The sequence below is a fragment of the Micromonospora sp. NPDC048935 genome (genome assembly GCF_043197875.1).
Taxonomy (GTDB): Bacteria; Actinomycetota; Actinomycetes; order Mycobacteriales; family Micromonosporaceae; genus Micromonospora.
This window is the reverse complement of record NZ_JBICTZ010000001.1, coordinates 938,716-945,827: the sequence shown is the minus strand read 5'-3', so window position 1 is coordinate 945,827 and position 7,112 is coordinate 938,716. Positions and strand designations below refer to the sequence as shown.

5 protein-coding genes are annotated in these 7,112 nt (G+C 72.5%); 1 reads left to right on the top strand and 4 read right to left on the bottom strand.

Annotation, left to right across the window (positions count from 1 at the left end; genetic code table 11):
- Positions 1 to 151: 151 nt before the first annotated feature.
- The 4 genes from ACGFIW_RS04735 to ACGFIW_RS04720 all read right to left on the bottom strand — a co-directional run bounded on the left by ACGFIW_RS04735 (position 152) and on the right by ACGFIW_RS04720 (position 5,389).
- On the bottom strand, positions 152 to 1,459 hold the full coding sequence (locus tag ACGFIW_RS04735; RefSeq protein ID WP_393310940.1) for a hypothetical protein: 1,308 nt from the start codon (positions 1,457 to 1,459) through the stop codon (positions 152 to 154).
- A gap of 12 nt (positions 1,460 to 1,471) precedes the next feature.
- Positions 1,472 to 2,998 carry an alkaline phosphatase D family protein gene (locus tag ACGFIW_RS04730; RefSeq protein WP_393310939.1) on the bottom strand — a complete coding sequence of 509 codons (1,527 nt, stop codon included), beginning with the start codon at positions 2,996 to 2,998 and terminating at the stop codon, positions 1,472 to 1,474.
- A gap of 115 nt (positions 2,999 to 3,113) precedes the next feature.
- Positions 3,114 to 4,097, bottom strand: a complete 984-nt coding sequence (locus tag ACGFIW_RS04725) for a hypothetical protein (RefSeq protein WP_393310938.1) — start codon at positions 4,095 to 4,097, stop codon at positions 3,114 to 3,116.
- Entirely contained in the window at positions 4,094 to 5,389 is a 1,296-nt protein-coding gene (locus tag ACGFIW_RS04720) for an MFS transporter (protein WP_393310937.1), read from the bottom strand. Before ACGFIW_RS04720 ends, ACGFIW_RS04725 begins: the two co-directional genes overlap by 4 nt.
- Positions 5,390 to 5,610: 221 nt before the next feature.
- Between ACGFIW_RS04720 and ACGFIW_RS04715 the strand changes: the two genes are divergently transcribed.
- A complete protein-coding gene (locus ACGFIW_RS04715) occupies positions 5,611 to 6,987 on the top strand; it encodes a DNRLRE domain-containing protein (protein ID WP_393310936.1) in 1,377 nt (458 codons plus the stop codon).
- The last annotated feature ends 125 nt before the right edge of the window (positions 6,988 to 7,112 follow it).

The window sequence follows — 7,112 nt, the reverse complement described above, 5'->3', positions numbered from 1 at the left end:
TACCCCCGGGGGGGGGGGGGGGGGGGGGGGGGGGGGGGGGGGGTGGCGGGCGGCGGGCGGGGGGGGGGGGGGGGGGGGCGGCGCCCCCCCCCCCCCCCCCCCCGCGACTGCACCGAACCCGAGTGGATCAGACCGGCCGTGGCCGCCCGCCTCAGCCCGCCGCCGGGGTGCCCCGCGCCTTCAGCCGGCGCAGCTCATCGGCGGACAGCAACCAGGTCGAGTTCGTCGCCCCCAGTCCGAGGAGCACCTGGTCGAAGGCGTTGCCGTCGTTGTCGTCGGTGTAGCAGAGGCTCACCTCACCCCACGGCGACGTGGCGACGGCCAACTGCTCCTGCCGACCCGTCGTGGTCTGGCTCAACGCCTGCGCTGCCAGGCGGCCGGTGGACGTGCCGTCCGGGTTGAGGCCACGCGCCCAGACGTCCGGGTTGGTGCCCGACACCGTCCAGCCCACCACGGCGTTGTCCTGGTCGTCGATGCCGACGCCGGGAGCGATGGCCCCGGCCCCGGTGGAGACCTGGACCTCGTCGTGCCGGGCGGTCCCGGCCGAGGTGAACGATCGCGCCCAGACACCCCGGGTGCCGGTGTGGTCGGATTCCCACCCCACGGTGAAGTCCCCGGCGACGTTCGCCGCGACCGAGGCGCGCCGCTGCTGACCGCCACTCTGCGCGTTGGCCGTCCGCCGCGACAGCACCACCGCACCGTTGGACCGGGCCAGCCGGGTCAACCCGATGTTGTCCGACCCGTTCGCGTCGGCATCCTCGTCCCAGACCACAAGCGCCTCACCGGCGGCGGACACCGCCACGTCGGGGCGGTGGTGCGTACCCGTCGTCTGCGAGGCCGTCACCTCGTACCCCTTTGTGGTGGCCGCGGTGAAGCCGGCGGCCCTGACGGTGGCGGGGGCGGTCCCCTGGATGTCCTCCCAGACGACGGTGAAGCCAACCGCGGCGGTGGTCGGCGCGCCGTCCGGGTCGACCGCCACCTTCGGCCAGATCTGCTGCCCGGCGTCACTGGCGTTGACCTGCCCCGAGCCGAGCACCGTGCCGCTGGGCGACACCACCCGGTACTGGATGTTGTAGACGCCGTTGCCGTCGCCGTCGGCGGCCCAGACCACCACGGCGTTGCCCTTGTCGTCGAGCCCCACGTCGGGGCTGATGTGCCGCCAGGCGGCCCCGCTGGTGCCCCCGGCGGAGAGCTTCAGCTCGTACCCGGGCGTGCCGTCGCGGAACAGGCGCAGGTAGATCTCGCTGTGGGTGTCGTCCTCGGGCGCGGTGCTGTCCCGGTCGTCCTCCCAGACCACGGCGACGTGGCCGTTGCGGTTCATGGCGATGCCGGGCAGGTCCTGGTCGCCGGTGGCCACGCTGTTCGCGGTGGTCCAGGTGACCGCCTCGGCGGTGACGGCGATCGGGGCCACGTTTCCGACCAGCAGGGACGCGGCGAGCAGTGACGTGATTGCGGTCATGGTGGTTCTCCTTTACCCGGCCTGCAGGCCGGGCTGGCCGTCGAGGATGACGAACGAGCGCACCGTGGACGCCGCGGCCCCGTGCTCGGTCACCGTGTTCACCGCGCGGAAGTCCGCACGGACCTGGCTGCGACTGATCGTGGTACGCACGTAGCCACGCCGGTCCGAGTAGAACTTCAGGTGCGGGTTCGTCGCCGCGTTCGGGATGGTGGTGCTGCCGGTGCCGTTGCCGGTCGAGCTGATCGAGGTGCAGACCAGTTCGGTGCCGATGGTGGCCGACGACGGGTTGGCGTAGTCGGCCTTGAGGTCGTTGGCCCAGGACCTGTGCACGTCCCCGGTGAGCACCAACGGGTTGCGCACCCCGCGCTGCTGCCAGCCGGTCTGGATCCGGCCGCGGGACGCCCGGTAGCCGTCCCAGGCGTCCATGCTCGCCGCGCCGTTCGCGTCGAGTTGCTGGGCGAAGAAGACCTGCTGGCCGAGGATGTCCCAGGTGCCGTAGTGCTGGGCCAGTCCGTCGAGCAGCCACGCCTCCTGGGTCGCCCCGGTCAGCGACCGGGAGGCCAGGTCGGCGTCCGCGCAGACCTTCCAGCCGTCACCGCACGCCTGGTCGTCGCGGAACTGCCGGGTGTCGAGCAGGTGGAACGTGGCGAGCTGTCCCCAGCGCACCCGGCGGTACAGCGGGATGCTGTTGCCGCTCGGGGCCGAGGCGGGCCGCAGCGGCATGTTCTCGTAGTACGCCCGGTAGGCGGCGGTCCGTCGGGCGGTCCACTGCGCGGCGGTCAGCGTCGGGCTGCTGTCGTTGCGGACCATGTTGGCGTAGTTGTTCTCCACCTCGTGGTCGTCCGGCACGACCAGCCAGGGTGCCGCCGCGTGCGCCGCCTGCAGGTCCGGGTCGGACTTGTAGAGCGCGTATCGGCGGCGGTAGTCGGCAAGCGACACGATCTCCGCGCCGACGTGCTGCCGCACCGTGGAGGTGCCGACACCACCCTCGTAGATGTAGTCGCCGAGGTGCAGGATCAGCCCGGGGTTCTCCTCGGCCATCCGCCGGTACGCCGTGTAGTAGCCGGCCTCGTAGTGGGCGCAGGAGGCGAAGGCCATCACCAGGTCGCGGCCGACGGTGCCGGGCGCCGGGGCGGTCCGGGTCCGTCCGACCGGGGAGATCTGGCCCTGGGCCCGGAATCGGTAGTAGTAGTCGGAGTCGGCGGCGAGCCCGCCCGCGATGGCGTGCACGGAGTGCGCGTCGGCGTAGCGGGCGGTCACCGAGCCGGCGGCGACGAGCGAGGTGAACCGGTCCGAGGTGGACACCTGCCACTCGACTGTCACGTCGGCGTTGGCCATGCCTCCCTGTCCGTCGGCGTCGAGGGGCGACGGTGCCAGCCGGGTCCACAGGACCACGCTGTCCGGCGCCGGGTCACCGGAGGCCACACCGAGCTTGAAGGGGTACGGCACCGCGGCGCGGGCACCCTGGCGGGGGGTGACCGCGACGCCCGCGGCCACGAGTCCACTGAGGACGAAGATGCGACGGCTCAGCCTTGTCATGGTCGACAGCCTTGGGAACGTCGATGAACGGCGATGGGTGTGGCGGGTAATCCCCCGTGACGGAAGGCTGTCCGCACCAAGGCGGTCAGGTGTCCTGGCCACCCGGCCGTCGCCGTCAGCCCAGCGGCGACGGGGACTCCGCGCCCGGGATGGTCAGCCTCGGCGCACCGGACCCGTCGGCCCGGACACTCCAGACGTCGGGCTGGCCGTCGTCCTGGCGCAGTGTGTAGGCGAGCGTCCGGCCGTCGAGCCAGGCGGCCTGGTCGTCGACGCTGCGGGTCTCGGCCGTCGCGGTGACCCGCATGGTCGCCAGGTCCAGGACCGACAGGCGCCAGCCCTTCGCCGGGTCGGCGTCGACCGCCTCCTTGAAGGCGACCCGGGTGCCGTCGGGCGACAGCGACGGGCACTCGACGTTCTCCTTCAGCGTCTCCACGGTACGGGCGGCGACGTCGCCCCGGACGAGGTAGCGCCGACCCGCGGTCGACATGGTCGCGTAGAAGCGGTTGTCGTCGGCGGTGAAGGTGACGCCCCAGTAGTTGACGTCCGGGCTGCGGTAGCTCCGCCCGTCCCGCGTGATCGCGAACTCTTCCAGCGAGGTCACCGTGGCACCGGTGGTGGTGTCGAGAATTCCGGTGCGGGTGGAGAAACCGCTGGCGGTGTAGGAGTCGCCGCCGACGAACGTCGTCCAGGAGACCATCCGGCCGGACGCCGAGACGCGGGCCCGGTTCGGCAGCCCCGGCACGTCGACCGCCCGGGTCTGCCGCAGCGCCGCGTCGAGCACGACGACCTGGTACGACCACGCGGTCTCCGGTCTCAGGCAGACGCCGGTGCCCGCAGCGGCGTACACCCGCAGGCATTCCAGGCCGGAGACGGTGCGCGGCCCGGTGGGGTCGGCCGTGGCGACGGTGGACAGGTGCCGGTCAGTGATGGCCAGCAGGCGTGGGCCGGGTGCCAGGGTGACCACCTGGTCGCCGGTGCCGGTGGGCGGTGTCCGGGCGGGTTCCGCGGCCACGGCCACGTAGCCGGCGGCCACGCTGCCCAGCAGCACGGCCGAGGCGAGCACCACGCCGAGTTTCGCTCGGGTCGACAACACGGTCATCGGGACACCCTCCGGGTGCGCAGACGGGACGGGACGCCCAGCAGGAGCAGGGTGAGGACCAGAACGCCGGCGACGGCCACGGCCGCCGTGCGGATCGCGACCTGCGGCCCCCACGCCTGCCAGGCCAGACCGAACAGGACCGAGGAGACGAGGTACGCCAGCGCCTGCCCGGTCTGCACCAGCGCGATCCCGGTGGTCCGCAGCCGCGCCGGCAGCACCGGGCCGGCGAGCGCGATGAGCACCCCGTCGGTGGCGGCGTAGAACCCGCCGTACAGCAGAAGCGTCAGCGCGATCAGCGGCCAGCCGTCGACCGGACCGGCCAGCAGCAGGTACGTGGCACCGAGCGCGGTGTAGCCGCCGAGCACCACCGGCAGCCGGCCGACCCGGTCGGCGAGTACGCCGAGCGGGGCGGCGAGCAGCAGGTAGGCCAGACTGGTGCCCACCGCGAGCAGGGGAAACCAGCGCAGTCCGAGGTCCTCGCGGCGTTGCAGGAGCAGGTAGACGAAACCGTCGCCGATGGTGGCCAGCCCGAGCAGCGCCGCGGCCAGCACGAGCCGACGGGCGGGTCCTCCGCGCAGCAGACCGAACGCCTCCCGGACCGAGACCGCCGGGTCATCCGGGCTCTTCGTCGCCGCGTCGGTGGGACGTTCCCGGACGAAGAGCACGAGCACCACGACGGCAAGCGCGGCGACGCAGAAGCTGGTGACGAAGACCGCGTCGTACGACTGCCCGACGACAAGCAGGACGGCGAACGCGGCGAGCGGCCCGAGGAACGCGCCGACGCTGTCCATCGCCCGGTGCACCCCGAACGCCCGGCCCAGCGCCTCGGGTGGGGTGGAGAGCGTGATCAGCGCGTCGCGCGGGGCGCTGCGCACGCCCTTGCCGAGCCGGTCGACGGCGATGACCGCGCCGATCGCCGGTATCGACCGGCCGGCGAGCAGCAGGCCGAGTTTCGCGACCGCCGAGAGGGTGTAGCCGATGCCGGCGATCAGCTTGCGCCGCCGGAACCGGTCGGCGGCGAACCCGCCAACGACCCGCAGCAGCGCGGTGGCGCCGGTGTGGACGCCGTCGAGCACGCCGAAGGCCACCGGGCTGAGCTGGAGGCCCAGCACCAGGTAGAGCGGCAGGACGGCCGCCACCATCTCGGCGGAGACATCGGTGATCAGGCTGACCGTGCCGAGTGCGACGACGTTGCCGCTGACCAGGGCGAGCCGTCGACGCCGTGGCCCGGACCCGGGCCGGTCGGAGTCGGGTTGGTCGGCGACCGGTCGGGAGACGGTCGACAGGTACACGAGCATCTCCTCGGGTCGACAACTGCCGGTCAGCCATCGTCCGTACTCATCGGAGCGGGCACAACGGACCGCGCGCGGCAGCGAGGCGAGGCGCGGGTGAACGCCTCGCGAACATCGAGGTGTTCGCCTGCCGGGACGCGGTGTTCATCCGCCAGTCGCCCGCCGGCCGATCGACGCTCCTACATTCCTTGCGCTTCACCCCCGTAACAGAGGAGTCCTGGATGGACATTCGATTCCCCCGTCCGTCGATCACGTCGGGGGCGGTGCTGGTGCTCGTCGCCGCGACCGCCGCCGTCGTCGTGACCGGTGCCGACGCGGCATCGGCGGCGAGCGTGACGTTCACGCCGGTCGCCGACACCTACGTCCAGAACGACGCGGCGTCCACCAACTACGGCACGTCCACGCAGATCGTCGTCGACAACTCGCCCGTACGGCGCTCGTTCCTCCGCTTCACCGTGAGCGGGGTCAGCGGCACGGTGACGAGTGCCAAGTTGCGCCTGCGCACGATCAGCGGCAACGACGGCAGCGACGTCGGTGGCACGTTCCGGCGGATGTCCAACACGACGTGGTCGGAGACCGGCACCACCTGGAACAACCAGCCGGCCATCGACGGGGCGACGCTCGGCACCCTCGGCGCGGTCAGCGGCAACGCCTGGTACGAGATCGACGTCACGACCGCCGTCACCGGCAATGGCACGTACAGCTTCGGTGCGACCTCCGCCAGCGGCGACGGCGCCTACTACGACACGCGCGAGAGTGGCGCCGACGCCCCGCAACTGGTGGTCACGACCGGGACCACCACGCCACCCTCCGGCGATCCGGTGTTCGTCGGTGCCGGCGACATCGCCGACTCCGGATCGGGCGACACCGCCACGGCAGCGCTGCTCGACACCATCCCGGGGACTGTCTTCACCACCGGCGACAACGTCTACGACAGCGGCACCGCGTCGCAGTTCAGCAGCTACTACGAGCCCACCTGGGGTCGGCACAGGACGCGCACCCGCCCATCGCCGGGCAACCACGACTACAACACGTCGGGCGCGACCGGCTACTACAACTACTTCGGTACGTCCGCCGGCCCGAGCGGCCGCGGCTACTACTCGTTCGACCTCGGCAACTGGCACATCGTGTCGCTGAACTCGAACATCAGCATGTCGGCGGGCTCGACCCAGGAGCAGTGGCTGCGCGCGGACCTGGCCGCCAGCGGCAAGCCGTGCACGCTCGCCTACTGGCACCACCCGCTGTTCACGTCCAGCTCCAACCACGCGCCGTCGACGTCGACGCGCCCCTTGTACCAGGCGCTCTACGACCACAACGCCGATGTGGTGGTGTGGGGGCACAACCACGTGTACGAGCGCTTCGCACCGATGAACCCGTCCGGCGCCGCCGACGCCAGCCGGGGTGTGCGCAGCTTCGTCGCCGGCATGGGCGGTGCCAGCCACTACGGCTTCGGCACCATCCAGCCCAACAGCGAGGCGCGCAACAGCTCGGCGTGGGGTGTCCTGAAGTTCACCCTGCACTCCACCAGCTACGACTGGCAGTTCGTGCCGGTGGCCGGGCAGACCTACACCGACAGCGGCACCGGTACCTGCCACTGAGCGAGTGGTGGCGGGGGGGCGGGGGGCGGGGGGGGGGGCCCGCGCCCCCCCCCCCCCCCCGGGGCGGGCCCCCCCGGGGGGGGCGGGGGGGGGCGCCCCCCCCCCCCCGGGCGGGTTTGGGTGGC